The organism is Rhodococcus sp. Leaf247 (assembly GCF_001426185.1).
Classification (GTDB): Bacteria; Actinomycetota; Actinomycetes; order Mycobacteriales; family Mycobacteriaceae; genus Rhodococcoides.
In genome coordinates this window covers 316,005-342,060 of record NZ_LMRP01000004.1, presented here as the reverse complement: position 1 = coordinate 342,060, position 26,056 = coordinate 316,005, and the positions used below count along the sequence as shown (strand labels likewise).

Annotated in this window: 21 protein-coding genes and 1 other RNA gene; 13 read left to right on the top strand and 9 right to left on the bottom strand. The window is 65.9% G+C overall.

Annotated features, from left to right (window positions below; translation table 11 throughout):
• The first annotated feature begins 27 nt into the window (after positions 1–27).
• The 4 genes from ASG64_RS19600 (at position 28) to ASG64_RS19585 (ending at position 3,616) form a co-directional block, all read left to right on the top strand.
• Complete coding sequence (locus ASG64_RS19600; RefSeq protein WP_056075746.1) at positions 28–915, top strand: TIGR01777 family oxidoreductase; 888 nt, start codon at positions 28–30, stop codon at positions 913–915.
• Positions 916–939: 24 nt separating this feature from the next.
• On the top strand, positions 940–1,695 hold the full coding sequence (lipB, locus tag ASG64_RS19595) for a lipoyl(octanoyl) transferase LipB (RefSeq protein ID WP_056075743.1): 756 nt from the start codon (positions 940–942) through the stop codon (positions 1,693–1,695).
• 32 nt (positions 1,696–1,727) lie between these two features.
• The gene (lipA, locus tag ASG64_RS19590; protein ID WP_200933523.1) at positions 1,728–2,774 is read left to right on the top strand and encodes a lipoyl synthase; all 1,047 of its coding nucleotides are present in this window, start codon (positions 1,728–1,730) and stop codon (positions 2,772–2,774) included.
• Positions 2,775–2,860: 86 nt separating this feature from the next.
• Positions 2,861–3,616 (top strand): DUF4191 domain-containing protein, encoded by a 756-nt coding sequence (locus tag ASG64_RS19585; RefSeq protein WP_042575257.1) that lies wholly within the window; start codon positions 2,861–2,863, stop codon positions 3,614–3,616.
• On the opposite strand, the gene ASG64_RS19580 is transcribed toward ASG64_RS19585, so the two are convergent.
• On the bottom strand, positions 3,613–4,086 hold the full coding sequence (locus ASG64_RS19580; protein ID WP_042575219.1) for an RDD family protein: 474 nt from the start codon (positions 4,084–4,086) through the stop codon (positions 3,613–3,615). The two genes, ASG64_RS19585 and ASG64_RS19580, sit on opposite strands and share 4 nt — an antisense overlap.
• A gap of 238 nt (positions 4,087–4,324) precedes the next feature.
• Between ASG64_RS19580 and glnA the strand changes: the two genes are divergently transcribed.
• Complete coding sequence (gene glnA / locus ASG64_RS19575) at positions 4,325–5,761, top strand: type I glutamate--ammonia ligase (RefSeq protein WP_042575220.1); 1,437 nt, start codon at positions 4,325–4,327, stop codon at positions 5,759–5,761.
• An 801-nt stretch (positions 5,762–6,562) separates the two neighbouring features.
• Here the strand turns inward: glnA and ASG64_RS21710 are convergent.
• Both ASG64_RS21710 and ASG64_RS21365 read right to left on the bottom strand, forming a co-directional pair.
• The gene (locus tag ASG64_RS21710) at positions 6,563–6,871 is read right to left on the bottom strand and encodes a hypothetical protein (RefSeq protein WP_156388426.1); all 309 of its coding nucleotides are present in this window, start codon (positions 6,869–6,871) and stop codon (positions 6,563–6,565) included.
• 536 nt (positions 6,872–7,407) lie between these two features.
• A complete protein-coding gene (locus tag ASG64_RS21365) occupies positions 7,408–8,952 on the bottom strand; it encodes an ATP-binding protein (RefSeq protein ID WP_082518518.1) in 1,545 nt (514 codons plus the stop codon).
• A 742-nt stretch (positions 8,953–9,694) separates the two neighbouring features.
• Between ASG64_RS21365 and ASG64_RS19565 the strand changes: the two genes are divergently transcribed.
• The 4 genes from ASG64_RS19565 to ASG64_RS19550 are packed head-to-tail and all read left to right on the top strand — an operon-like array spanning position 9,695 to position 13,311.
• Positions 9,695–10,345, top strand: coding sequence for an ABC transporter permease (locus ASG64_RS19565; RefSeq protein ID WP_042575221.1), 651 nt, complete (start codon positions 9,695–9,697; stop codon positions 10,343–10,345).
• The gene (locus ASG64_RS19560; RefSeq protein ID WP_056075734.1) at positions 10,338–11,528 is read left to right on the top strand and encodes an ABC transporter ATP-binding protein; all 1,191 of its coding nucleotides are present in this window, start codon (positions 10,338–10,340) and stop codon (positions 11,526–11,528) included. Before ASG64_RS19565 ends, ASG64_RS19560 begins: the two co-directional genes overlap by 8 nt.
• A complete protein-coding gene (locus tag ASG64_RS19555) occupies positions 11,525–12,337 on the top strand; it encodes an ABC transporter permease (RefSeq protein ID WP_082518517.1) in 813 nt (270 codons plus the stop codon). The genes ASG64_RS19560 and ASG64_RS19555 overlap by 4 nt, the downstream gene beginning before the upstream one ends.
• Positions 12,337–13,311 (top strand): glycine betaine ABC transporter substrate-binding protein, encoded by a 975-nt coding sequence (locus ASG64_RS19550; RefSeq protein ID WP_056075731.1) that lies wholly within the window; start codon positions 12,337–12,339, stop codon positions 13,309–13,311. The genes ASG64_RS19555 and ASG64_RS19550 overlap by 1 nt, the downstream gene beginning before the upstream one ends.
• 89 nt (positions 13,312–13,400) lie before the next feature.
• Here ASG64_RS19550 and ASG64_RS19545 read toward each other — a convergent pair whose 3' ends face one another.
• The 3 genes from ASG64_RS19545 to ASG64_RS19535 form a co-directional block, all read right to left on the bottom strand.
• On the bottom strand, positions 13,401–16,415 hold the full coding sequence (locus ASG64_RS19545; protein ID WP_056075727.1) for a bifunctional [glutamine synthetase] adenylyltransferase/[glutamine synthetase]-adenylyl-L-tyrosine phosphorylase: 3,015 nt from the start codon (positions 16,413–16,415) through the stop codon (positions 13,401–13,403).
• 103 nt (positions 16,416–16,518) lie between these two features.
• Positions 16,519–17,859 carry a glutamine synthetase family protein gene (locus ASG64_RS19540; protein WP_042575225.1) on the bottom strand — a complete coding sequence of 447 codons (1,341 nt, stop codon included), beginning with the start codon at positions 17,857–17,859 and terminating at the stop codon, positions 16,519–16,521.
• A 103-nt stretch (positions 17,860–17,962) separates the two neighbouring features.
• On the bottom strand, positions 17,963–19,531 hold the full coding sequence (locus ASG64_RS19535) for an alpha/beta hydrolase (protein ID WP_235579624.1): 1,569 nt from the start codon (positions 19,529–19,531) through the stop codon (positions 17,963–17,965).
• 153 nt (positions 19,532–19,684) lie between these two features.
• On the opposite strand from ASG64_RS19535, the gene panB reads away from it, so the two are divergent.
• The 4 genes from panB to ASG64_RS19515 all read left to right on the top strand — a co-directional run bounded on the left by panB (position 19,685) and on the right by ASG64_RS19515 (position 23,526).
• Entirely contained in the window at positions 19,685–20,521 is an 837-nt protein-coding gene (gene panB, locus ASG64_RS19530) for a 3-methyl-2-oxobutanoate hydroxymethyltransferase (RefSeq protein WP_056075720.1), read from the top strand.
• A gap of 32 nt (positions 20,522–20,553) precedes the next feature.
• Positions 20,554–20,973 (top strand): hypothetical protein, encoded by a 420-nt coding sequence (locus ASG64_RS19525; RefSeq protein WP_056075717.1) that lies wholly within the window; start codon positions 20,554–20,556, stop codon positions 20,971–20,973.
• Between the two features lie 69 nt (positions 20,974–21,042).
• A complete protein-coding gene (pip, locus tag ASG64_RS19520; protein WP_082518592.1) occupies positions 21,043–21,954 on the top strand; it encodes a prolyl aminopeptidase in 912 nt (303 codons plus the stop codon).
• Between the two features lie 36 nt (positions 21,955–21,990).
• Positions 21,991–23,526, top strand: a complete 1,536-nt coding sequence (locus ASG64_RS19515; protein WP_056075715.1) for a CYTH and CHAD domain-containing protein — start codon at positions 21,991–21,993, stop codon at positions 23,524–23,526.
• On the opposite strand, the gene ASG64_RS19510 is transcribed toward ASG64_RS19515, so the two are convergent.
• The 3 genes from ASG64_RS19510 to rnpB all read right to left on the bottom strand — a co-directional run bounded on the left by ASG64_RS19510 (position 23,515) and on the right by rnpB (position 25,975).
• On the bottom strand, positions 23,515–24,924 hold the full coding sequence (locus ASG64_RS19510; RefSeq protein WP_235579623.1) for an RNB domain-containing ribonuclease: 1,410 nt from the start codon (positions 24,922–24,924) through the stop codon (positions 23,515–23,517). The two genes, ASG64_RS19515 and ASG64_RS19510, sit on opposite strands and share 12 nt — an antisense overlap.
• The gene (locus ASG64_RS19505; RefSeq protein ID WP_042575260.1) at positions 24,921–25,103 is read right to left on the bottom strand and encodes a hypothetical protein; all 183 of its coding nucleotides are present in this window, start codon (positions 25,101–25,103) and stop codon (positions 24,921–24,923) included. The genes ASG64_RS19510 and ASG64_RS19505 overlap by 4 nt, the downstream gene beginning before the upstream one ends.
• A gap of 445 nt (positions 25,104–25,548) precedes the next feature.
• Positions 25,549–25,975: RNase P RNA component class A (rnpB, locus tag ASG64_RS20855), an RNA gene on the bottom strand.
• Between the last annotated feature and the right edge of the window lie 81 nt (positions 25,976–26,056).

Genomic DNA, 26,056 nt, shown 5'->3' with positions numbered 1-26,056 from the left:
GTCGCCGTCGAAGGAGGCTCATAGATCGTGCGCGTCGTCATCGCAGGTTCGTCAGGACTCATCGGCACGTCGCTCGTTGCCGCGCTCCGCAGCGCAGGCCACGACGTCTTCCGCCTCGTGCGGCGCACCCCCGCAGGACCCGACGAGATCGGGTGGGACCCGGCGAACGGGAAACTGGAATCGACCGCCCTCGACGGCGCCGATGCGGTGGTCAATCTGTGCGGCGTCGGTATCGGCGACAAGCGCTGGAGCGGCGCGTACAAGCAGGCCGTCCGGGACAGCCGGATCGCGCCCACCGAGTTGCTGGCCCGCGCCGTCGTCGACGCCGGCGTGCCGGCGCTGATCAATGCCAGCGGCATCAACTTCTACGGCGACACCGGCGACACGGTGGTCGACGAGACCGCACCGGTGGGCGAAGGCTTCCTCGCCGAGGTCTGTCGCGACTGGGAGGACGCCACCTCGTACGCCTCCGATCACGGCGTGCGCGTGGTCCTGTTGCGCAGCGCGGCAGTGCTGTCCCGGCACGGCGGCATGATGGGCAAGCTTCGCCCGCTCTACACCTTCGGTCTCGGCGGACGCCTCGGAAGTGGCCGCCAGTACTTCCCGTGGATCTCGTTGACGGACGAGGTGCGCGCGATCGTCTTCACCATCGAGAACTCCGACATCAGCGGACCGGTGAACCTGCAGGGCCCGGCGCCGGTGACCAACGCCCAGTTCAACAGTGCGATGGGCCGTGCGGTTCATCGCCCGGCGCCGTGGATGGTGCCGGGGTTCGCCATCTCCGCGATCATCGGCGAGTTCGCGAACGAGGCGATCCTGAGCAATCCGCGAGCTATCCCCGCGGTGCTCGAGAAGAACGGTTTCGAGTTCGAGCACAAGACGATCGGTGAAGCCCTCGCCGATACCGTCGGCTAGTCGGAGCGGCGTAATCTCGGGCTCATGAACGCCCGCTCAGCACGGTTGTCGACCGATCCCCTGCAGGTCCGGCGCCTCGGCACCGTCGACTACCTCGAGGCGCTGGAGATCCAGCGCGCCGTGGCAGCTCGACGCGCCGAGGGCGTCGGCGACGACGAGTTGTTGCTGCTCGAACACCCGGCCGTCTTCACGGCCGGCCGCCGCACGTCACCGGAGGATCGACCCACCGACGGCACGCCGGTCATCGACGTCGATCGCGGGGGCAAGATCACCTGGCACGGCCCCGGCCAGCTGGTGGGTTATCCGATCGTCCGCCTCGCGGAGCCCGTCGACGTGGTTCGGTACGTGCGGCTGATCGAACAGGCCCTCATCGCGGTCTGCACCGACATGGGTCTGACGGTCGGCCGTATCGACGGGCGCTCCGGCGTGTGGCTCGCCGCCGGGGACGTCCGTGGCCGATGGCAGCCCGAACGCAAGGTCGCCGCGATCGGTGTCCGCGTCCAGCGCGGAGTCGCGCTGCACGGGTTCTCCCTGAACTGCAACGCCTCGCTCGCAGGCTTCGGAACCATCGTGCCGTGCGGTATCGCCGACGCCGGCGTGACGACGCTCTCCGACGAACTGGACCGGGACGTGACCGTCGACGAGGTCGTTCCGGCCGTCACACGCGCCGTCGTCGACGCACTCGACGGGCGGATGCCCCTCACGGTGCACGACGTCGACCGAGTGCCCGCGCCGTCGGCGTCTCGGCCCACGTTCACGACCGTGACGCTCGGCCCCTAGCACCCGCGAGTGGCCGTCGTCTCGGGAGTAGCATCGGTGCGGTGACCGTCGCACCCGAGAACACACCTGCTCACGCTCCGAACGGGCGCAAACTTCTCCGCCTCGAGATCCGAAACGCGGAGACCCCGATCGAACGCAAACCGTCATGGATCAAGACCCGCGCGAAGATGGGCCCCGAGTACACAGAACTCAAGAGCCTGGTCAAACGCGAGGGACTCCACACGGTCTGCGAAGAGGCCGGCTGTCCCAACATCTACGAATGCTGGGAAGACCGCGAAGCCACGTTCCTCATCGGCGGGGAGCAGTGCACGCGCCGCTGCGACTTCTGCCAGATCGACACCGGGAAGCCGGCCGATCTGGACCGCGACGAGCCGCGTCGTGTCGCCGAGTCGGTGCAGGCCATGGGCCTGCGCTACTCCACGATCACCGGCGTCGCCCGCGACGACCTCGAGGACGGCGGAGCCTGGCTCTACGCCGAGACGGTCCGTGAGATCAAGCGCCTCAACCCCAACACGGGCGTCGAGCTGCTGATCCCCGACTTCAACGCCGACCCCGACCAGCTCGCCGAGGTCTTCTCCTCGCGTCCCGAGGTGCTCGCGCACAACGTCGAGACGGTCCCGCGCATCTTCAAGCGCATCCGCCCGGCGTTCCGGTACCAGCGCAGCCTCGACGTCATCACCGCGGCGCGCGACGCCGGGTTGGTCACCAAGTCGAACCTCATCCTCGGTATGGGCGAGACGTACGACGAGGTCACGCAGGCGATGCAGGATCTGCACGACGCCGGCTGCGACATCCTCACCATCACCCAGTACCTGCGCCCGTCTCCCCGGCACCATCCGGTGGACCGGTGGGCCAAGCCGGAGGAGTTCGTCGAGCACTCCAAGGCAGCCGAGGCCATGGGCTACGCCGGTGTCCTCGCGGGCCCCCTGGTTCGCTCGTCGTACCGCGCCGGCCGCCTGTACGCGCAGGCGATGGCGCACCACGGCCGCGAGATCTCCGAGAACATGTCGCACCTCGAGCACGGCGGAGAGGCATCGCAGGAAGCCAGCTCGTTGATGGCTCGCCTCGCTCCTCGCTGACCTGATCGCCGCACGGCCCGCCATCACGACCGACCACGGTCCACCAGATGGCGGGCCGTGTCGCGTCTGGGCCTATCCTGGGTGGCATGGCGAACGGCAAGGGAACAGGTAAGGGCGGTGCCGCTTCCAAGGAGGCGAAGGCCGCTGCGAAAGCGGCACGGAAGCAGGCGTCCAAGGAGCGGCGCGCTCAGCTGTGGCAGGCGTTCCAGATGCAGCGCAAGGAGGACAAGCTCCTCCTCCCGCTGATGATCGGCTCCGTCGTGGGAATGACCGTGCTGTTCTTCCTGATCGGCCTGATCTTCGGCATCGAGTGGTTGCTGCTGCCCTTCGGTCTGCTGATCGGCGTTCTGATCGCCTTCGTGATCTTCGGTCGTCGCGTGCAGAAGTCGGTGTACGGCAAGGCCGAGGGCCAAGCCGGCGCGGCCGCCTGGGCGCTGGACAACCTGCAGGGCGGGTGGCGGGTGAAGACCGCCATTGCCGGCACGACGCAGCTCGACGCCGTACACCGCGTCATCGGCCGCCCCGGCGTCATCCTGGTCGCCGAGGGTGCGCCCCAGCGAGTCAAATCCCTTCTCGCACAGGAGAAGAAGAAGACCGCGCGCCTCGTCGGTGACACCCCGATCTACGACATCGTCGTCGGCAACGACGAGGGCCAGGTGCCGCTGTCCCAGCTGCAGAAGTTCCTCAACAAGCTTCCGAAGAACATCGACAGCAAGCGCATGGAGACCATCGAGTCACGGTTGGCCGCTCTCGGAACACGCGGCGGACCCGCGCTGCCCAAGGGACCCATCCCCGGCGGCGCGAAGATGAAGGGCATGCAGCGCACCATCAAGCGTCGCTAACGCGAGCGGAGCAGGGCCGTTCCGGTCGCGCGGTCGTGCATGCCACGACTGTCGATATCGGTGACCACGGCCGGAACCACCACGGCGATCAGTACCTGACGCACCAGGGCGCGGACGAAGCCGACGCGCCCGGGTGCGTCGATACGCGCGACCTGAAGGCCCATGCACAACTGGCCGGGCGTGAACGAGAACAGGCTCACCGACACCAGGCCGAGCAGGAACCAGACGCCCAGGGTCACCGTCGACAGGTAACCGCCTTCGAGGCCGCCGCCGAGGAACAGGGCGGACACGCCCATCGACATCAACCAGTCGATGGCCAACGCCGCGACCCGGCGCGGGGTCGGCGCCAGCGAACCGGGCCCCGCCTTCGGGAGTCCGAGGTATTCACCCTGGTAGGCCTGCTTGTCGTGGTCACCGTCCGGCAGCGCGGCCGTGGGGCCCGAGAGCCAGGATCCGGTCATCCGTGCCATGAAGGATCTCCATACGCGTGAAAGTCTGTACCCATTCCTCCAGGATAGGTGGCGTCCCGTGACGAGGGGATTCTCCACCGGTCACCAGCTGCGACGACGGGACGCGTAACACCGACGAAACACGAACGCGACGGTGAGGCAACACCGCTTCCCTACCGTCGGCGGGGCGCCGCTGCCGCACTCGACCGTCGTTCCCAGAGAAGTCGCGGACCAGCACACGACAAGAAGGAGTTCAAGCGTGGATTTCACCACGGCCGAAGAGGTCATCAAGTACATCGCGGACGAGAACATCGAGTACGTCGACATCCGCTTCACCGATCTCCCGGGTATCCAGCAGCACTTCTCGATCGCGGCGAAGGCGTTCACAAAGGACACCCTCGAAGACGGTCTGGCATTCGACGGTTCGTCCGTGCGCGGCTTCCAGTCGATCCACGAGTCGGACATGATGCTGCTGCCCGACTACGGCACCGCTCAGGTCGACCCGTTCCGCCACGCCAAGACGCTGAACATGGACTTTTTCGTCCACGATCCGTACACGCGTGAGTCCTACAGCCGCGATCCCCGCAACGTCGCCCGCAAGGCCGAGGAGTACTTGGCCAGCACCGGCATCGCCGACACCGCGTTCTTCGGCCCCGAGGCCGAGTTCTACATCTTCGACTCGGTCCGCTACGACTCGCAGATGAACGGCGCGTTCTACGAGCTCGACTCGAGCTCCGGCGCCTGGAACACCGGCGCCGAGACCGAGGCCGACGGCTCGCCGAACCTCGGCTACAAGGTCCGCCCCAAGGGTGGCTACTTCCCCGTCGCGCCGTACGACCACTACGTCGACATCCGCGACGCCATCTCCACCAACCTGCAGAACGCGGGCTTCGAGCTCGAGCGTGGACACCACGAGGTCGGCACCGGCGGCCAGCAGGAGATCAACTACAAGTTCAACACCATGCTGCGCGCGGCCGACGACCTGCAGCTGTTCAAGTACATCGTCAAGAACACCTGCTGGCAGCACGGCAAGTCCGCCACCTTCATGCCGAAGCCGCTCTTCGGTGACAACGGCTCGGGCATGCACGTGCACCAGTCGCTGTGGAAGGACGGCAAGCCGCTCTTCTACGACGAGAAGGGCTACGCGGGTCTGTCGGACCTCGCACGTCACTACATCGGCGGCATCCTGCACCACGCGCCGTCGCTGCTGGCGTTCACGAACCCGACCATCAACTCGTACCACCGCCTGGTGCCGGGCTACGAGGCGCCCATCAACCTGGTGTACTCGGGCCGTAACCGTTCCGCCGCCGTCCGTATCCCCACCACGGGCAACAACCCGAAGGCCAAGCGCCTCGAGTTCCGCGCACCCGACGCGTCCGGTAACCCGTACCTGTCGTTCGCCGCGCAGATGATGGCCGGCCTGGACGGCATCAAGAACAAGATCGAGCCGCTCGCTCCCGTCGACAAGGACCTCTACGAGCTCCCGCCGGAGGAAGCGAAGAACATCCCGCAGGCACCTACCTCGCTGCCTGCCGTGATCGACCGCCTCGAGGCCGACCACGAGTACCTCACCGCCGGTGGCGTCTTCACCACCGACCTGATCGAGACCTGGATCTCGCTCAAGCGTGAGAACGAGATCGCGCCCGTGAACCTGCGTCCGCATCCGTACGAGTTCCAGCTTTACTACGACTGCTGAGTCGCATCCACCCGTTGACCAGGGAGAGTTGCTCCCAGTAGCCATCGCTGGTCCGCAGTCAGTCCCGAATAGCTGACAACGAGTCCACCCGTGCCGCGATCTCAGCATCCATCGCAGCACGGGTGGACTCGTCTGTGTCAGGCGAGGTGCCCGCCCGATGCTCGACCTGCTCTGGCGGGTGATGCGGCGACCCCAGCTTTGAGTCGGCGGCCGACGTCATCCAGTGGCAATAGTCACGAGGGAAATGGCGGAGGTCTCAACACAGAATTCTCAAGCTTGCCGTTAATTTGCAGCCCGATGCGAGTCGGACTTGCTGAAGACAATTATGAAAGCGCTCGACTGCTCAATCAGTACGTTGCTGTGAAGTCGTACCACCACGAACTGACCGACGACCACGGATAAACACGGCAGCCCACCGGTCCGGAATCGGCGCGCCAACCCGACCCTTCTGACTTCCCTCCAATGATGCACTCACCAGCTGCACTATCGACCAGTCGACCACGATACGACAGGACGGCGCGTCGCTCGATGATGCGTTCCTTGCGGGCCGTCAGGGCGGCGTCAGCAGGCCAACCGACAGGGTTACGATCGTAAGGGAGTAACGGGCCGGGATTCGATATTCAGGTCTCCTCAGACCAACGGGAATCCCGCGGCAAGAGCCGGTTACCCAGTTCCGAACAGCGTTAAGTGCGTCGCCTATCGACCCATCCAAGCATGCGTATGCCTGAGCGCGACCGATAACGAGCAAGCCGGATAGGTTCAAACCCGTTAGTGGTGTGACAAGCCAGTTAATAGAGGGCGTCAGAAGAAGTGACTAAATCCTCCTCCGCAAAACCATTGATCGGCCGCCAGCGCCTGGTAGCCGACACCGAGAAATCCATTCTGGTTGTTCGCCAACTTCGAAGCCGCTTCCTCCGATAAATATTGCGCCACCTCAAATTGATCACCGCTATTCAGGAGATCTCTAAGCCGGAGACGTTGATCCGGGACGTGCGCAGTCATTTCTTCTCCGAATCGCTCCAGCAAGCCGAAGGTTTTCGCGTGGTGACGGAGGCGCTCCGCCATTAGTTCGTTCCAGCTTGCTGGTGGCTCGATCTTGTACTCCAACACAGGCGGCCTCCCCGCACAGACCTTCGCAAAAAGCCACTGCCCAGGAGGAACCTGGTCGAAGTATGGGTTTAGTGTCTGACTCCCGGCGGTCGCTGGTACACCCGCGAGCTTCGCGGAGTTGCAGTCGCGACAGGCCGGGACGAGATTGAGCGGAGTAACGCAAAGCAGGGAGAACTTGGTCTTTGGTAGGTGATGATCTAGCGTCTTGGCCCTCCCGACACCACACAGGGGGCATTTCCCGTGCGCAGGAGCATGAAGGATTGCCTCGTACACTACCTTGCCCGCCGTGCGGTCCATGCCGAGCGTATAAAGCTCATGCGCCAGGTCGGTACCACTCTCACCCGTGAGCCCAAACTCTTTTGACTCCAAAGAATGAATCGATTGAGAGGAGCTAGCCGCCACGAAGGCGCTCTCTGCAGATTTAAAAGTAGGCAATGCCGCCCGCACTTTAGTGCTTAGGGCCAAATTCCGAGAACCGGCGATGCATTCAGAAACCGCCTGACCCGTATCTAAAGTCGGACGAGGGAGTGGTCGGATCAACGTTGCTCCCTGGCACGAGAGTTCAGCATCACCCGAACCAAAGCCCGACCCTCGCCACCAAGCTGGCCGTCGAAAGCGGCGATTACCTCGTCGTATGTGTGGCGTTCCGCCACCTGTCTAGCTATCTCCCGATGAAACCCGGAACCACTGACCTCAAGATCAAATACCAAGTGAGTCAGAACGCCGATGCCTTCGGCAAAAGTCTCTTCTTCAGGTCTTTCGACAGTCAAGAAATCACCATTCCGACGAAGTACTGAAACACAAGAGCGAGGCACTTCCTGCAACAAAACCGGTGAATGGGTCGCCACGACTGCTACCCCATTACGTTCTGTGAGTAGCTCAGAAAGCACACGGACAAAGGCAGATAGCAGAGGGGGGTGAAGGTGGGATTCGGGCTCATCTATCAGGACAAGAGTTCTCTCCGCTACGAGCTCGACAAGTTTGGTCACCGTGAGCAAGACAATCCTGTGGCCGGAGCTCATCTTGCCGAAAAGCGCAAATGCGAACGTTCGGTCCACCTCATGTCGCAAAATATCAGTTTCCCGCTCAGAGCCAGGCGGGACCAGCGCCTCTGAGACGGAATATTCCGCGAAGTTAGGATCGTTTTCCAGCAGAGCGACCGCAGACAGCCATCGACCCCCGCGCCCCGCAGCCCCCACCTCCTTAAGCGACTGTGTGAACTGGTCTCCTAGATCCTCCGCATTGAACGGACCACGGTTGGCCTCTTCTGATGCGGACTTTTTCAAGCCGACATAGTGATAGAAGACGTTCGGGGAGGTGTCATCGTCGACCGCCGGGGGGTCAAAAGGGTCAAAGGCGCTCCAAGCGACCGACACCAAATTCACAAACAGTTGCTCGCTGCGATCCCCTCGGTCAAAAAATATCCCGTGCACGCGTTGCGGAGCGGTTAGCGATTTCACTATGTTACCCAAAAGGGTCGTCTTTCCGGAACCGTTTCTTCCGATAATGACGTGCACATTAGTGGGGGGGTTTGATTCGGGTTCTACCTCAAACTCAAGCGTGGGCGCAGGATATGGCTCAGGACGTGGCGCATACCGATAGGCGAAGTGGAACCGTTTTAACGTTTTGCCACCTTTGGCAATTCGGTGAAATTGCGTGCGCACGGAGCGTAAACTATAGGAGCGAAGCAAGGAGGTAGTTGTCACGTCATGTTCTGTGGCCGCCTGCAACAGGGCTGGATCGTAAGCAATATCGCGGAGACTTATCAATGCCTCCTCCCTCGCGTCACCCATAATTTCCCTAAGGCTGGTGTAAAACTCCTCGCCTTGTCCCAGCGAGAAGCAATCCTCCGGCAAAGCTTTAGCGTATACGCCCGCCGGAAACGGCCTTCGTCCAATCGCTAAGTTGGCACGCCCGACTTTAATTTGACCAACTTTTATTATTTCATTCTGGCCGTCACGCCACCACAGGTCATAGAGTGTGATGTAATGATGGTCATTCCAGGAATCTGGTACGAGAACAAGCGACTTCGGATTCTTGACAGCCGGCCATTGACGGTTTTCCTGTACTTCGATCCTCATTGTTCCTCCAGCAGCCACTTAGAATGTCAGTCACGACGAAGTAAGATTGCAGATAGGGTGTGCTTATTGCTGTTACCCGTAGAAACGTGCGTTGACAACAATACCGCCCCAAATTTCACCGCCGATCCAGCCGCGCTCGTCGTTGTGGTCGACAGCCTGTGCATGCACCCTATCCCTGACTGGGTCCAGACAACGCTGAACTACAACTTGCTTCTCATTTCGTCCAGCATCGACATCTTTTAACGGCCGTACGTACTAAATCAACAGACCGTCCATAATAAGAAGAGCTTGTGAGGCTTTGCGTTCAACCGCCGAGGGAGACTGTCTGGTTCGCTACGGCGTGCTTGACGAACGTCAGATCCGCCGTGCCGACCGTCGACACCGAGCGGTTCCGTCCCCGCTGCGTCTACCCAGTGGTGGAAGAACCGGACTCCTAGCACCTTGCGCCTTGGATCGGGCACAACAAGTCGTCGCGCTACTTTCGAGTCCCTCGCCTCCCCCGAAAAGCACGGCCTAGCCCTGGGCCGCGCCATTGAACGCCGCGCAGGATGCATCAGATAAGCGCTCGGCCCCCTTCAAGCTTCCGTTCGGTGTCGGACGTGCCTTTGGAGGTTTGGATCTGGGCGTACAGGGTAATCTTAAAGGTCTAGTGCGTACTGGGTGACGATCCACCCGGCCGCCGGACGTCGTGGCACCACCACAGTCGCGTCTTTCCTGTTGCCGAACGAAGGATCTGCACCTGATGGATGCTCTGTGGGACTTCATCGTCGGCCGCCGAAGGCAGCTCGCGATCGATTCCTATCTCCACGTCTCCGCCGTCGTCCAGTGTGTCGTCATCGCGACGATCCTAGGTGTGGCCATCGGAATTCTCGTCTACCGCAGTCCCGCCGGCTCCGCCGTCGCCACCGCTCTCGCGAGCACGGTGCTCACCATCCCGTCGTTCGCACTGTTGGGACTGCTGATTCCCATTCTCGGCCTCGGCGTCAAGCCCACCGTCACCGCGCTGGTGCTCTACTCGCTGCTCCCGATCATCCGGAACACGGTGGTCGGACTCGACGCGGTGAACCCGGCGGTCAGCGACGCCGCACGAGGTATCGGTATGAGCCGAGCCACCGTGTTGCGACGCATCGAGATTCCCCTCGCATGGCCGTCGATCCTCACCGGCATGCGCGTCAGTACGCAGATGGCGATGGGCATTCTCGCCATCGCGGCGTACGCCAAAGGCCCTGGCCTCGGCAACCTTCTGTTCTCCGGACTGGCCCGCGTCGGCAGTCCTACCGCAGTTCCCCAGGCCCTCACCGGCACCGTTCTGATCGTCATCCTGGCGTTGATCCTCGACGGGATCTTCGTCCTGATCGGCAAACTGACCACCTCGAGGGGTATCCGTGACTGACACGACTCGCACCACCACCGGAGCAGAGATCGTCCTCGAGGACGTGACCAAGTCCTATCCCAACCAGAAGGCCGCGGCCGTCGACCATGTGTCGCTGACCATTCCGGCCGGCGAGGTCGTCGTGCTGGTCGGCCCGTCGGGCTGCGGCAAGACGACCACGATGCGGATGATCAACCGCCTCATCGAGCCCACGTCGGGACGCATCACGATCGGCGGCAAGGACGCTCTGTCGATCGACCCGAACGAGTTGCGGCGCACCATCGGCTACTCGATCCAGCAGGCCGGTCTCTTCCCGCACATGACGATCGCGCAGAACGTCGGCATGGTTCCCGGCCTCATCGGCTGGAACAAGAGGAAGATCTCCGACCGCACCGACGAGATGCTCGATCTGGTCGGACTCGATCCCGGCCAGTACCGGGACCGGTACCCGCGCCAGCTCTCCGGCGGCCAGCAGCAACGTGTCGGTGTCGCTCGCGCTCTCGCGGCCGATCCCCCGGTCCTGTTGATGGACGAGCCTTTCGGCGCCGTCGACCCGATCACCCGCGGTCTGCTGCAGGACGAATTGATGCGTCTGCAGTCGGAACTGGGCAAGACCATCGTCTTCGTCACCCACGACTTCGACGAGGCGGTCAAGCTCGGTGACCGTATCGCCGTCCTGGGCAATCAGTCCCGCATCCTGCAGTACGACACCCCGGAAGCGGTGTTGGCCAACCCGGCCGACGAGACCGTCGCCGGCTTCGTCGGCGCCGGTGCCGCTCTCAAGCAGCTGACGCTGATGCGTGTCCGTGACATCGAACTGAGCGACGTTCCCGCCTTCGGCGAGGACGAGCCGGTCGAGACGATGAACCGCGCGCTCGGGAACGACCCGGAGGCATGGGGTCTCATTCTCGACGCTCGCAAGCGCCCCATCCGGTGGACCGACCGTCGCCACCTCACCGGCGTCGGCAGCCTTCGCGATGTCGGCGTGCCCATGGGTGAGTTGGTCTCGACCCAGTCGACGCTGCAGGACGCGCTCGAAGCGCTTCTCGCCGAGGGCAATGCGACCGCGACGGTCACCGGCAGCAAGGGCGAGTACGTCGGCACCATCACCATCGAGGCGCTGATCGACACGATCAAGACCATCCGGTCACAGCACGCGCACGACCACGACGACGTACCGGCGACGTCGGGCGCGTCATCGTGACGGCGTCGGTCGAGGCGTCCGTCGTCGACGATCCCGCCGATGCCGAGGGCGATGCGAAGTCCGCGGCGAGGGCAGCACGGCGGGCAGAACGGATCCGTCTGTTCGTCCAGCCCGCACTGGTTCTCCTGCTCGTGGTCATCGTGCTGGGGTACGCACTCACCCGCGATCTGACCGCCACACAGGCCGCCACGGTCAACGTTTCCACGATCACCCAACGTGTACTCGAACACGTCCTGATCACGTTCGTCGTGACGGCTCTGGTCGTTCTCATCGCCGTGCCCCTGGGAATCCTGCTCACCCGCAACGGGTATCGACGTCTGGCGCCGGTGTTCATCGGCATCGCGAACATCGGCCAGGCCGCACCCGCCGTCGGCCTGCTGGTGCTGTTGTTCCTCGCAACCGGCACCACCGGCTTCTGGATCGGCGTCCTGCCTATCGCGTTCTACTCACTGCTCCCCGTGCTGCGGAACACGATGCTCGGGTTCCAGGAGGTGGAGGCGAGCTACATCGATGCCGCTCGCGGACAGGGCATGTCGAGTTGGGGCATTCTGTGGCGCATCGAGTTTCCCCTCGCTGTTCCCTACATCCTCGCCGGGTTGCGCACCTCGCTCGTCCTGGCTGTGGGCACGGCGACGCTGAGTTTCCTGGTGGGAGCCGGCGGCCTCGGTGTCCTCATCGACACCGGATACAAGCTCAATCAGCCGCTCATCCTGGTCGTCGGCGCCGTGCTCGCCGTCGCGCTGGCACTTCTCGTGGACTGGCTGGGTGCTCTCGCCGAGGCCTTCCTCGGACCGAAAGGACTGCGCTGATGCGCCGTACCCTGATCGCGCTCTGCGCGGTGTCGACACTCGCGCTGACCAGCTGCGGACTGCAGTCGGGAAGCGCCGTGCCGCTTGCCGTGGAACCCGGGAGCATCACCGAACAGCCCGGGCTCGAGGGCGTCGAACTGACCGTCGGGTCCAAGGACTTCACGGAGCAGATCGTCCTCGGCTACATTCTCGAGTTCGCGCTCGAAGCCGCCGGGGCCGATGTTCGCGACCTCACCAACATCTCGGGGTCCAACAGCACCCGTCAGGCCATGATCAGCGGCCAGGTCGATGTCGCCTACGAGTACACCGGCACCGGCTGGATCAACTACCTCGGCAACGAGACTCCGATTCCCGACGCGACCGAACAGTACGAGGCAGTGCGCGATGCGGACAAGGAGAACGGCATCGTCTGGGTCAACCCGGCGCCGATGGACAACACGTACGCACTCGCGATGAACCAGCAGACGGCGGAGGAGACCGGCGTGAAGACGCTGTCCGACTACGCGGCACTGGTGCAGCGTGATCCGGCAGCGGCGGCAGTCTGTGTCGAGACGGAGTTCAACTCACGCCAGGACGGCTTCCCCGGCATGGCGGCCGCCTACGGCTTCGACGCGAACGCCGTGAACCGTCAGATTCTGCAGACGGGCATCATCTACCAGGCCACGGCCGACGGTTCGCAGTGCAAGTTCGGCGAGGTGTTCACCACGGACGGTCGCATCAAGGGTCTCGACCTGGTGGTCGTCGAGGACGACAAGCTGTTCTTCCCTCGGTACAACGCGACGGTCAATCTTCGTCAGGAGATCGCCGACCGCTACCCGGAGATCGCCGAGATCACCGCACCCGTGTCCGCAGCCCTGACCATCGACGCCATCACGGAACTGAACAAGCAGGTGGACGTCGACGGTCGCGAGCCCGCCGAGGTCGCCCGCGACTGGATGGTGCAGCAAGGCTTCGTCACCGCCGGCGCCGACTAGTCGCCTGCACTACCCGATCTGCACAGAAAACGACCCCGCACGGCACATCCGGCCGTGCGGGGTCGTTCTCTGTGCAGAACCAGTACGAGTCAGGACCCGAACGCCCGCTCGACCACGGCCTTCGCCCGACGGGTCACGCGCAGGTAGTTGTCGAGGAACTCCCCCGCATCTCCGCTGGGCCATCCGGCCACCTGGGCCACCGCGGCGAGCACCTTGCCCGGAGCCGGAAGCTGATCGGTGGGCTTGCCGCGCACCAGAACCAGAGCATTACGCGCCTTGGTCGCGGTGAGCCATGCCTGCCGCAGCAGATCCACGTCGCCGGGACTCATGAGCTCGGCGGCACCGATGGCGTCGAGGCATTCCAGCGTCGACGTGTTGTGCAGCGCCGGGATGCGATGCGCGTGCCGCAGCTGCAGCAGCTGCACCGTCCATTCGACGTCGGCGAGGCCGCCGCGACCGAGCTTGGTGTGAGTCTTGGGATCGGCGCCCTTGGGGAGTCGTTCGGCGTCGACCCGCGCCTTGATGCGTCGGATCTCGCGGACGGCTTCCTCGGACACACCGCCCGCGGGATAGCGGATGGCGTCGGCCATGAGGAGGAAGCGGACACCCAACTCCTGGTCGCCGGCCACCTGGTGCGCGCGCAGGAGCGCCTGCACCTCCCACGGCTGCGCCCACTGCGAGTAGTAGGCGTCGTAGGCCGAGAGTGTGCGGACGACGGGCCCGTTGCGTCCCTCGGGCCGCAGACCGGTGTCCACCTCGAGCGGCGGGTCCTGGCTGGGTGATCCGAGCAGTTTGCGAACGCGATCGGCGATCGTGTTGGCCCACTTGACCGCGTCGCTGTCCTCGGCGCCCTCGACCGGGTCGCAGACGAACAGCACGTCGGCGTCGGAGCCGTATCCCAGCTCTCCACCGCCGAGACGACCCATGCCGATGACGGCGATCGTCGCCGGTGCCGGACCGCCGCGCTCCACGACGGACGCGCGAACGGCCGCGTCCAACGCTGCGTTGATGACGGCCGCCCACACGGACGACAGCGCACGACAGACCTCGGGCACGTCGAGCAGACCCAGGATGTCCGCCGAGGCGACTCGCGCGAGTTCGTAGCGACGCAGTGACCGGGCCGCCCCGACCGCGCGTACCGGATCCTCGTAGCGCGCCGAGGATTTGAGGATCGCGCCGTAGGTCTCGGCCGGATCGACGTCGAGAAGCTTGGGGCCCTTGGACCCGTCGGCGAACAGCCGGATGACCTCGGGAGCGTTCATCAGGACGCCGCGCAGGTACTCCGACGATCCGAGAACCTGCATGAGCCGCTGAGCGACGGGGCCCTCGTCGCGGACCAGGCGCAGGAACCACGACTGCTCGGCGACTTCCTCCGACAGACGTCGGTACGCCAACAGACCGGCGTCGGGATCCGGTGTGTCGCCCAACCATTCGAGCAGCGTCGGCAACAGCAGGGACTGGATCCGGCCCTTGCGCGCACCCATGCCGACCAGGGCTCCGAGGTGCCCGAGAGCATTCTGCGGCGCCGAGTAGCCCAGTGCGGAGAGCTGACGCATCGCGGCGTCGGAGCTGAGGCGCAGCGAATCGCTGTCCAGACGCGCGACCGACTCCAGCAGCGGGCGGTAGAACAGCCGCGCGTGCAATCGTCGGATGCGTTGGGCGTTGCGCCGGATCTCCGCTCGCAGAACGCCGGTGGCATCGTTGTTGCCGTCGGACCGCATGTGCGCGGCGCGAGCGAGCCATCGCAGGGCCTCGTCGTCGTCGTCGGGCGGCAACAGGTGCGTTCGTTGGAGTTTCTGCAACTGCAACCGGTGCTCGATCAGGCGCAGGAACTCGTACGACGCGGTGAGGTTGGCCGCGTCGTCACGGCCCACGTATCCCCCGGCAGCCAGCGCCGACAGGGCGGCCACCGTTCCGCGGACGTGCAGCGACTCGTCGGTGCGACCGTGCACCAACTGCAGGAGCTGAACGGCGAACTCGACGTCGCGGAGGCTGCCGCGGCCCAGTTTGATCTCACGCTCGCGGAGTTCGGCGGGAACCATCTCCTCGACGCGGCGACGCATCGCCTGCACCTCGGGAACGAAGCTCTCGCGCTCGCTGGCGACCCACACCATGGGGGTGACGGCGTCGACGTAGGACGCGCCGAGATCGGCGTCGCCCGTCATCGCACGGGCCTTGAGCAGCGCCTGGAACTCCCACGTCTTGGCCCACCGCTGGTAGTACGCCAGGTGCGAGTCGAGGGTGCGGACCAGTTCACCCTGCTTGCCCTCGGGACGCAGGGCGGCATCGACCTCGAAGAACGCGGAGGACCCGATGCGCATCATCTCCCCCGCCATGCGGGTGGCGAGCGAGTTGGCGGGTTCGGCGACGAAGACCACGTCGACGTCGCTGACGTAGTTCAGTTCCTGCGCACCGCATTTGCCCATCGCGATGACCGCGAGGCGCACCGAGCACGGCGCGTCGGGGAACGTGACGGTGACGGCCACGGACAGTGCCGCGGTGAGGGCGGCGTCGGCCAGGTCGGAGAGGTGCCGGCCGACCACCTCGTAGGGCACCACCGGTTCGTTCTCCACGGTGGCGGCCAGATCGGCGGCGGCGAGGAGCATCAGCTGATCGCGGTACGCGGTGCGCAGCGCGATGATGGCCTTGGGTCCGGTGAGCTCCGCGCGGTAGAGATCGGGTGCGGCACACTCCCCCGTCTCCGGCGTCGCGCCGACGCTGTCGAGCAACGCGGTACGGAGGTCGTCGAACGTGGGAAGCGAATCGGTGTAGGTGGTGAGGATCTGCCACTTGTCCGGCTCCGACACCAGGTGGTCGCCGAGTGCGCTGGAGGACCCCGCGAGAGCGAAGAGTCGACCCCGCAGACTGCGGTCGGTGCGCAGACGCGCGTCGAGGCTGGACCACGTCTCACCCTGCTCGTCGGCCAGGCGAGCGAGGGTCTTCAAGGCGAGGTCGGCGTCGGGCGCACGCGAGAGGGACCAGAGGAGTTCCGTGCTGTCCTCGTCGGTCCATCCCAGACGGGACAGGTTGGCCGGGGCCGATTTCTCTACCAGGCCGAGTCGGCCGGGACTCGGAACCGTGGGCCGAGCGCTGGGCGGGATCACGCGGTGCTTTCCGACATAGTCATGACGTGTCGACGTTACAGGGCGAAGACATTGCGACCACAGTCCGTGTAAACCCGGCCCGAGCAAGCACGGCCCCCTGCGACTACAGACCCAGGTACGCCTTGAGTTCGAACGGGGTCACGTGGGAGCGGTACGACTCCCACTCACGACGCTTGTTGCGCAGGAAGTAGTCGAAGACGTGCTCGCCCAGAGCCTCGGCCACCAGCTCCGACCCCTCCATCGCGGCGAGGGCCTCGTTGAGACTGGTGGGAAGCTCCTTGTAGCCCATCGCGCGACGCTCGGCAGGCGTCAGCGACCACACGTCCTCCTCCGCCTCGGGCGGCAACGTGTAGCCCTTCTCGATGCCGCGCAGGCCTGCGGCGAGCAGAACGGCGAACGTGAGATACGGGTTGCAGGCGGAGTCGGGAGAGCGGATCTCCACGCGGCGTGACGACGCCTTGTTGGGCGTGTACATCGGCACGCGGATCAGTGCGGAACGGTTGGACGGTCCCCACGAGGCCGCCGTGGGTGCTTCGCCGCCGTGGATGAGTCGCTTGTACGAGTTGACCCACTGGTTGGTGACGGCGCTGATCTCGTTGGCGTGCTCGAGGATGCCGGCGATGAAGGCTTTACCGGTGTCGGAGAGCTGCATCGGGTCGTCGGGGTTGTGGAAGGCGTTGGTCTCGCCCTCGAACAGCGACATGTGCGTGTGCATGGCCGAGCCGGCCTGGTCGCTGAACGGCTTCGGCATGAACGTCGCGCGGACGCCCTCGTCGATCGCGACCTCCTTGACGACGTAGCGGAAGGTCATGACGTTGTCGGCCATGGAGAGAGCGTCGGCGTACCGCAGGTCGATCTCCTGCTGGCCGGGCGCCGCCTCGTGGTGGCTGAACTCGACGGAGATACCCATCGACTCGAGTGCATCGATGGCGTGGCGTCGGAAGTTGGGGGCGGCGTCGTGCACGGCCTGGTCGAAGTAGCCACCGTTGTCGGCGGGCGTCGGCGGGCGCCCGTCCTCCGGAAGCTCGCTGCACAGGAAGAACTCGATCTCGGGGTGGACGTAGCAGCTGAAGCCCAGGTCACCGGCCTTCGAGAGCTGACGACGCAGCACGTGGCGCGAGTCGGCCCAGGACGGCGATCCGTCGGGCATCGCGATGTCGCAGAACATGCGCGCCGAGTGCTGCTCACCCTTGCTGGTGGTCCACGGCAGGATCTGGAACGTGGTCGGATCCGGCTTCGCCACGGTGTCGGCCTCGGAGACGCGCGAGAACCCTTCGATCGCCGATCCGTCGAAGCCGATACCTTCTTCGAACGCACCCTCGAGTTCCGCCGGCGCGATGGCCACGGACTTGAGGTAGCCGAGGACATCCGTGAACCACAGACGGACGAATCGGATGTCGCGCTCCTCGAGAGTGCGAAGCACGAATTCCTTTTGGCGATCCATGACCGTCAGGCTAGGCACGTTGCATTAAATCCGTGTTACATCGTGAAATCGGTCGCACTCCCTCGACCTCACAGTCACCGGGCGCCGACTGTGAGGTCCGTCGTCAACACCGAAGACCTGCAGGTGGAGGCGTCAGGTCGACGAGGTATCGACTGACGGCATCGTCCACGCAGGGCACTCCGGCGAAGGACGCGGTGTGCTGATTTCCCTCGTAGGTGATCAGCGAGGACTTCAGTTGCGCCGCCAGTGCGACACCGGCCTCGTACGGGGTGGCGGGATCGTCCGTCGTCGAGACGACGACCGTCGGGACCAGTCCCGGCACCGACACCGGGCCCGGATCCGCCTGCGACGGAACGGGCCAGAAGGCGCAGGGCTCGAGTGCGGCCGTGCCGTTGCCTCGGCCGTCGTCGAGGAACGGCGCGGCAGCCCGGAAGCGAGCGTCCAACGATCCCTCCTCCGCACGGTCGGTCACACGGGGGTCGTCGACGCATCGCACCGCCGTGAACGCGTCGTTGGTGTTGCTGTACGTGCCGTCGCTGAGCCGGCCGTTGTAGAGGTCCGCGAGCGAGAGCAGGATGTCGCCGCGCCCGGCGGCGAGTTGTGTGAGCCCGCGGCGCAGGGGACCCCACAGCTCGGTGCTGTAGAGCGCCTGCTGCACACCGGTGATCGCATCCTCGTAGCCGAGCTGTCTCTCGCCGTCGCCCCCGGTGAGTTCGGTGCCCACGGGGGACGTCACGACGGGATCGACGAGGGCACGGAACGCCCGCACCGCACCGGCCGGATCGGTACCCAGCGGACAGTCCGACCGCCGCGCACAGTCGGCGGCGAACGCGTCGAACACCGACTGGAAACCGGCGCCCTGGGCCACCACCTCGTCGGCGGCGTTCGCCGCCGGATCGAGAGCGCCGTCGAGCACCATCGCTCTGACGTTCTGCGGGAACAACTCGGCGTAGGTGTACCCGAGTCGGGTGCCGTACGAGAACCCGAGATACGTCAACTGCGCGTCGCCCAGGGCGGCGCGGATGACGTCCATGTCCCGAGCCACGTCGGCGGACGTCATGTGCGCCAACAACTCCGGGTCGTTACGGTCGGCGCACCGGGTCGCGTAGTCCTGGTTCTCGCGTTCGGTCTCGGCGATACCGGCGGGCGAGGTGTCCACATCGAGGTCCGCACGCTCGGCGTCGAACTCCGCAGGCGTGTCGCACCGCACGGCCGGGGTGGACGCCCCGATACCGCGGGGGTCGAACCCGACGACGTCGAAGGACGACGCCACGTCGGTGCCCTGCGCCACGCCGGCCGTCGACAGGCCCGACGCCCCGGGCCCGCCCGGGTTCACCAGCATCGAGCCGATCCGCTCCCCCGTCGCCGCCGACCGGGACAGCGCCAACGACGCGGTGGGACCCGCGGGGTCGTCGTAGTCGAGGGGCACCGTGACGCGGCCGCACTCCAGAGAGGAATCGAGCTCGGAGCCGTCGGTGGAGAACCCGTCGCAGGAACCCCACTCGATCCGCTGCGCCCGGAATTCATCGAGGGTCCGCGGCTGCCCGTCGCGGTCCTGAGTCGTCGGCGCCGACGACCCGCTCGGCGCCGTGGGGACGCCGTCCACATCGGCGCCGCAGGCAGCCGACACCAGGGCGAGGATCGACAGGGTCAGAACGAGGCGACGGGTCACCACTCGATGGTGGCACGACCACCGGACACGGCCTCCCGTGAACTGTGACCAAGACCACGCACACTGTCTGCCCCGGTCGGTGGCAGACTCATATACGTCATCACCTCAACCCGGGGACCCGCACGGCGGGCCTCGAGGACGAAAGGGACACCAATGTCTGCTGCGGAAACCACTCTCTACGGTGCTGCGCCCACCGGTCGTAAGACCCGCACCCATCACCTCCAGGCCATGAAGGCCTCGGGCGATCGCTGGGCGATGCTCACGGCATACGACTACTCGAGCGCGCGCATCTTCGAGGAGGCCGGAATTCCCGTCCTGCTCGTCGGCGACTCCGCGGCCAACGTCGTCTACGGCTACGACACCACGGTCCATGTCGGCATCGACGAGCTCATTCCCCTCGTACGCGGTGTGGTCCGCGGCGCGCCGAACGCGCTGGTCGTCGCCGACCTCCCCTTCGGCACCTACGAGGTCTCGCCCCAGCAGGCCGTCGAGACCGCGATCCGCTTCATGCGCGAGGGCCAGGCCAACGCGGTCAAGCTCGAAGGCGGCGAGCGTGTCGCCCCGCAGATCGCCGCGATCACCGCCGCCGGCATCCCGGTCATGGCCCACATCGGCTTCACCCCGCAGAGCGTCAACGGCCTCGGCGGCTTCCGCGTGCAGGGCCGCGGCGACGCGTCCGAGCAGCTCGTCGCCGACGCCATCGCAGTCCAGGAAGCCGGCGCCTTCGCGGTCGTCATGGAGATGGTGCCCGCCGACCTCGCCGGTCAGGTCACACGCAAGCTGTCCATCCCCACCGTCGGAATCGGCGCCGGGCCGGAATGCGACGCCCAGGTGCTCGTCTGGCAGGACATGGCGGGAATGACCAGCGGCCGCACCGCGAAGTTCGTCAAGCGGTTCGGCGACATCGGCGATCAGCTCCGGTCGGCAGCGTCCACCTACGCGGCCGAGGTGCGGTCCGGCACCTTCCCCGCGCAGGAACACAGCTTCTGACGCCGGTCCGGGCAGCTGGCACACTCTTGGCCATGGCAACGATGCGAACTCCACTCACCGCTGCGTGTGCCCTGGCAGCAGCGGGCCTGACCCTGGCGGCCTGCAGCAGCGGCGGCACCACCACGACCACGACGACGACCCCCTCTGCGGAGACGACGGCATCGTCGGCAGCCCCCTCGGCGCCGACGGTGTCCGACGATCAGGCGCAGTCACTGTGCACCGATCTCGAGGCGCAGCTGTCCAACTGGCGTGTCCAGGGCCCGACGGTGGGCCGCGGTGGACTGAACATCCTGGTCCAGACGTGGGCGGCGCGCTACGGGCTGAACGCTGCCGTCGTCCAGAATCGGGCGATCGTCGACACAGCGACCACGGACTCCTGCTCCGATGTGCGCACACAGGTCATCGACATCCTCGATATCCCGGACATGGCGTCCGGACTCGTCGGGCTGTAGACCGTGCACCTCCCGGCACCGGACACCCTGCGCACCCTGTATCCGGCACTCGACGCCCACGACACCGGCATGCTCGACGTCGGTGACGGGCAGAGCCTCCACTGGGAAGTCAGCGGCAACCCGGACGGCAAGCCCGTCGTGTTCGTGCACGGCGGCCCCGGCGGCGGAACCAACGCCGATCAGCGACGGTACTTCGACCCGGCCTCGTACCGGATCGTGCTGTTCGACCAGCGTGGCTGCGGAAAGTCCACGCCCCACGTGGCCGACGGCGCGGATCTCTCCGTCAACACCACCGGCCACTCCATCGCCGACATGGAAGCTCTTCGCGAACACCTCGGCATCGACACGTGGGTCGTCTTCGGCGGATCGTGGGGCTCCACACTGTCGCTCGCGTACGCCCAGGCACACCCGGCGCGCGTGACGGCGCTGGTGCTGCGCGGCATCTTCCTCCTGCGGGAGAAGGAGATCGACTGGTACTACCGAGGCGGAGCCGGGCACCTTTTCCCCGAGCTGTGGGAGAAGTTCCTCGCGCCGATTCCCGTCGCGGAACGCGACGCCGATCCGGTCGAGGTCTATCACCGGCTGCTGCACTCGAGCGACTCCGACGTCGCCCTCGACGCGGCCGTCGCGTGGTCCACGTGGGAGGGCGCCACCAGCACACTGTTGCCCAAACCCGAACGCGTGCAGGAGACCTCGGAGGCTCGGTTCGCACTCGCGTTCTCCCGCATCGAGAATCACTACTTCGTCCACCACGGATTTCTCGACGAGAACCAGGTGCTCCGCGACATGACTCTGATCTCCCACATCCCGGGGGTGATCGTCCAGGGCCGATACGACGTGGTGTGTCCGGCCACGAGCGCCTGGGATCTGCACCGGGCATGGCCGTCGTCCACGCTGCACATCGTCGACGATGCGGGGCATTCGGCGTCCGAACCGGGGATCGTGCACCACCTCGTCGAAGCGACCGACTCGCTGCGCTGAGCCGATCGTTCATCTCTCGGTGGTAAAGATGTCACCATGAGTTCAGGTGACGCCGGTGCACACACCGAGATCGAGGCCAAGTTCGACGTCGGAACGGACACGCCGGTTCCGGAACTCACGGGCAGTGCGTCGATCGTCGCGTCGTCCGCTCCGGACCCGACCCATCCTTCGTCGACGTACTTCGATACCGCCGACCTCGATCTCGCCCGTCGACGCATCACGGTCCGCCGGCGCACGGGGAGCTCGGACGCGGGGTGGCACGTGAAGATGCCGGTGTCCACGGACGAGCGCCTCGAACTGCGGAGCCCGTTGTCCGCCGGCGGCAACAACTCTCGTGTTCCGTCCGAGGTGGCCGAGCGGGTGAGTGCGCACGTGCGCGGGAAGGCGCTCGTTCCGGTGGCCACCATCGAGACACGCCGGATCGTGACGATCCTGTCCACGAAGCACCACGACAACGCCGCCGAGCTGTGCGACGACACCGTCACCGCCCACAACCTTCTCGACGATGTCACGGTCACCTGGCGCGAGTGGGAGGTGGAGCTTCTCGACGGGGATCGCAAGATTCTGCGGAAGGTGAGCAAGCACCTCCTCTCCCACGGCGCGCACCCTGCCTCGTCGACCTCGAAGCTCGCTCGCGCACTCGGCCCCCGGCTCACCGACACGGACGCGGTCCCCGCCCGGGACGGCACCGCGGGTGCGGCGGTGCTGGCAGCGTTGTCCGACGACATCTCCGCCCTCCTCGCCGCCGATCCTCGGGTACGGCAGAACGCCGACGACGCCGTTCACGCCATGCGCGTCGCCACGCGCCGGCTGCGCAGCGTGCTGCGGTCGTACCGGAAACTCCTCGACCGCGAGGCCGTGGACACACTTCGGTCCGAGTTGTCATGGCTTGCCGACATCCTGGGCACCGCACGCGATGCCGAAGTGCTGGCGGCGCGGTACCGGTCGGCGCTCGACTCGCTCGAGGACCGCGCTGTGCGGGGGCCGATCGTCGAGTCCCTGGTGGGCACACAGGAGCGGCTGTACACGCTCGCCCACGAGGAGATCGTGCGTGAGCTGGACGGTCGTCGCTACTTCGCGCTGTTGAACGGCCTCGATGCACTCCTCGCCGCACCCACCGTCGGCCCGTCCGACGCCGAGGCTCCCACGGTGTTCCGCAAGGTTCTCCGTGCTCAGTTCCGCACCGTCGAGAAGGCGGAAGCACGGGCATCGTCGCTGACAGGCGCCGAGCACGAGGAGGCCGTCCACGACATCCGCAAGGCGGCGAAGAAGCTCCGGTACGCCGCCGAGGCTGCGTCCACCGCGATCCCGTCGGGCCGCTTCCATCGCACAGCGTCGGCAGTGGCGTCGTCGGCCAAGAAGGTGCAGTCCGTGCTGGGCGATCACCAGGACAGCGCCGTCTCGCGCGACACCCTGCTGCTCGAGGCAGCGTCCGCCGCGGAGCGCGGCGAGGACACGTTCACCTTCGGCGTCCTCTACGCGAACGAGACGGCCGCGGGCCGCGATGCGCTCGAACCTCTCCCCCGCGCGTGGAAGAAGTTGCGGCGCACCGCGTCCGCTCTATCGAACTAGCGCGAACCTCACGGTCCGGGATGCCACGTCGACGGGGCCGATGCCGACCGTGACGGTGGTGCCCTCCGCCGGATCACCGTCGCACGGACCGATCACCGTGTATTCGGGCACGAAGACCTCTGCGGGGCGCTTGTCGGTTCGCCCGCGCAGGACCACCGCGGTGGTCGACTGTCCGACGTGCCCGATCAACACCTGCGCCTCGACCTGGTCGATGCACGCCCTGTCCACCTTGGACGCCACCGAGTCGCTGCGCTTCATCGCCTCGGGCAGGTCCGCGAACTCGGCACGCACCCACTCCGGAACCGGCACCCCTGCGCAATGCGACAGGCACACCTCGGTTCCGTAGCGATCGACGCGGCGGCGCAGCGGCGCCGTCACGTGCGCGTACGGCCCACCGATCCCCGAGTGGTTCGGCTGCGACGGAACCTCGCCCTCGAACGCGACGTAGGCCGCGCCGCGGAGCAGTGTCGTCGCTTCGCTCATGATCGCCAGGGTGGACGGAGCCGCCGGATCCAGCGATGCCAGGACCTGCCCCGGGGTCGACCCCTCCGGCCACGGCAGCCCGAGAGCCAGGACGACCGCTCGGAGCGCGTCGATATCCGACCGAGAGGGGGGCGGAAGTGTGCGCAGGATGCCCGTCCGCGCCTCGATCATGATGGCCGCGGCGCACATTCCCGTCAGCAACGACATCTCGGCGTTCCACGCATCCGCGTCGACACGCGGCGCGATGTCCACACGCCAGCCGTCGCCGTCGGCCACGACTTCCTGTTCCGGTAGCGCCAGTTCGATCGCTCCACGCGAGACCGCCAGTGCGCGCCGGGCACGCCCAAGATCCGGCAGCGCCGTCAGCGACGGGTGCAGTGTCCCGCCGTCGGCGGCCTGCTGGACCTCGGCGTAGGTGAACCGTTGCCGCGAACGGACGGTGGCCGCCTCGACGGTCCACGACGTGGCGACGCCACTGTCGTCGGTGTCGATCGTCCACAGCGCGGCGGGCCGGACACGATCCGGGAGCAGCGACGATGCGTCTTCCGACATCGACCGAGGATGCAGCGGCACCGTGTCGTCGGGGAGGTAGAGAGTCTGGCCGCGTCGGCGCACTTCCTCGTCGAGTGCGCTGCCCGGAACCACGACGGCGGCGACATCCGCGATGGCGTAGAGCAGACGGAAGCCCGACGCGGTCCGTTCCACCACCAGCGCCTGGTCGAGATCCATGGATCCCGGCGGGTCGATGGTGACGAACTCGAGGTCCGTGGCGTCTCGACGATTCGGCCGAGAGTCCGCTCCGGCCACAGCGTCGGACGGATAGTCGGTCGGGAGGTCGAACTCTGCACGTACGGCCGAGAAGTCGACTCCTGCGGCACGAACGGTCGGGAGCCTCCGGGACACGGAGGGACTCACGAAGACCAGGAGTCGTCCGCGTCGTCCGCCGCCTTGTTCCGCTCGGCCGCGATCTCGAGGGCGCGCTCCGCGGTCGCGCGATCCGGGTACGGACCCATACGGTCCATGGCTCCGGCATCCTTGCCCTGCACCACTGCCTTGTCACTGACGCGGAAGTACCACTGCTCGTCGTCACTCATGATCGACAGTGTGCCCCAGATCGGTCGCCTCGGAACAGACTTCGCGTTCCGACTCGGCGCGCCGACCGAATATCCGACGGCGACCATCCGAACGCTATGATTTCCGATATCTCTCGACACGCACGGGGACGTGCACCTGTAGATGCACTCAGATTGGAGAACGACATGTCGACCATCCTGTTCGATCAACTCCTGCCCCTGGTAGGAGCCGACGCAGCGAACTACTGGGCCACCCTTCTGGTGATCAACCCCATCTGATTCTCCCGCTCGACGTCATGGCCTTTCCCGCACGCGGGAGAGGCCATTCGTCGTTCATGGGCCGGATGCCATTGTCGTGGCGGCGGGTCGACGCTTCCCGTAGTTTCCTACCGCCGACCCGCCGTGAACCACTGTAGAGGACTTCGAACATATGTTCTAGTCCGGGTCCGATCAGCCGTCGAGGGTGCGGACGAGTCGGCGTGTAAGCCGGATCCTGTACTCGGAACATGTCCCGAGTGGCGACCATCCATCTGGGCACACCGTCGCCGGGTACCTCGAGCGATCAACCCGCAGGCTCGGGCGAGCAGCCCTCGAGCACCTGCGCAGCCGCACCTCCGCGAACGGTGGTGCGACCTTCGATCTTGCTCCGGGCGGGGTTTACCGAGCCACCCCGGTCACCCGGGGTGCTGGTGCGCTCTTACCGCACCGTTTCACCCTGACCGACCCGCCCGAGGACGGACCGGCGGTCTCTTTTCTGTGGCACTGTCCCGCGAGTCACCTCGGGTTGCTGTTGGCAACCGCCCTGCTCTGTGGAGTCCGGACTTTCCTCGGCTCGGAGCTTGACGACGCACAGGGTCGACAGTTCTCCGTGCCGCGGCCGCCCGGCCAACTCGTCCGCGCGGTCATCCTATCTCCACCCTTGCTCCGACACCTCCACCCTCGCCCCCACACCTCGGCGAGTACGCCGGAAATGC

Coding starts and splice junctions, on each gene's coding strand:
- ASG64_RS19585 (WP_042575257.1), top strand. CDS start 2,861: ATGGCGAACGGCAAGGGAACAGGTAAGGGCGGTGCCGCTTCCAAGGAG.
- ASG64_RS19565 (WP_042575221.1), top strand. CDS start 9,695: ATGGATGCTCTGTGGGACTTCATCGTCGGCCGCCGAAGGCAGCTCGCG.
- panB (WP_056075720.1), top strand. CDS start 19,685: ATGTCTGCTGCGGAAACCACTCTCTACGGTGCTGCGCCCACCGGTCGT.
- ASG64_RS19505 (WP_042575260.1), bottom strand. CDS start 25,103: ATGAGTGACGACGAGCAGTGGTACTTCCGCGTCAGTGACAAGGCAGTG.
- ASG64_RS19515 (WP_056075715.1), top strand. CDS start 21,991: ATGAGTTCAGGTGACGCCGGTGCACACACCGAGATCGAGGCCAAGTTC.
- ASG64_RS19540 (WP_042575225.1), bottom strand. CDS start 17,859: ATGGATCGCCAAAAGGAATTCGTGCTTCGCACTCTCGAGGAGCGCGAC.
- ASG64_RS19580 (WP_042575219.1), bottom strand. CDS start 4,086: ATGGCACGGATGACCGGATCCTGGCTCTCGGGCCCCACGGCCGCGCTG.
- ASG64_RS19550 (WP_056075731.1), top strand. CDS start 12,337: ATGCGCCGTACCCTGATCGCGCTCTGCGCGGTGTCGACACTCGCGCTG.
- ASG64_RS21365 (WP_082518518.1), bottom strand. CDS start 8,952: ATGAGGATCGAAGTACAGGAAAACCGTCAATGGCCGGCTGTCAAGAAT.
- pip (WP_082518592.1), top strand. CDS start 21,043: ATGCTCGACGTCGGTGACGGGCAGAGCCTCCACTGGGAAGTCAGCGGC.
- ASG64_RS19525 (WP_056075717.1), top strand. CDS start 20,554: ATGGCAACGATGCGAACTCCACTCACCGCTGCGTGTGCCCTGGCAGCA.
- lipB (WP_056075743.1), top strand. CDS start 940: ATGAACGCCCGCTCAGCACGGTTGTCGACCGATCCCCTGCAGGTCCGG.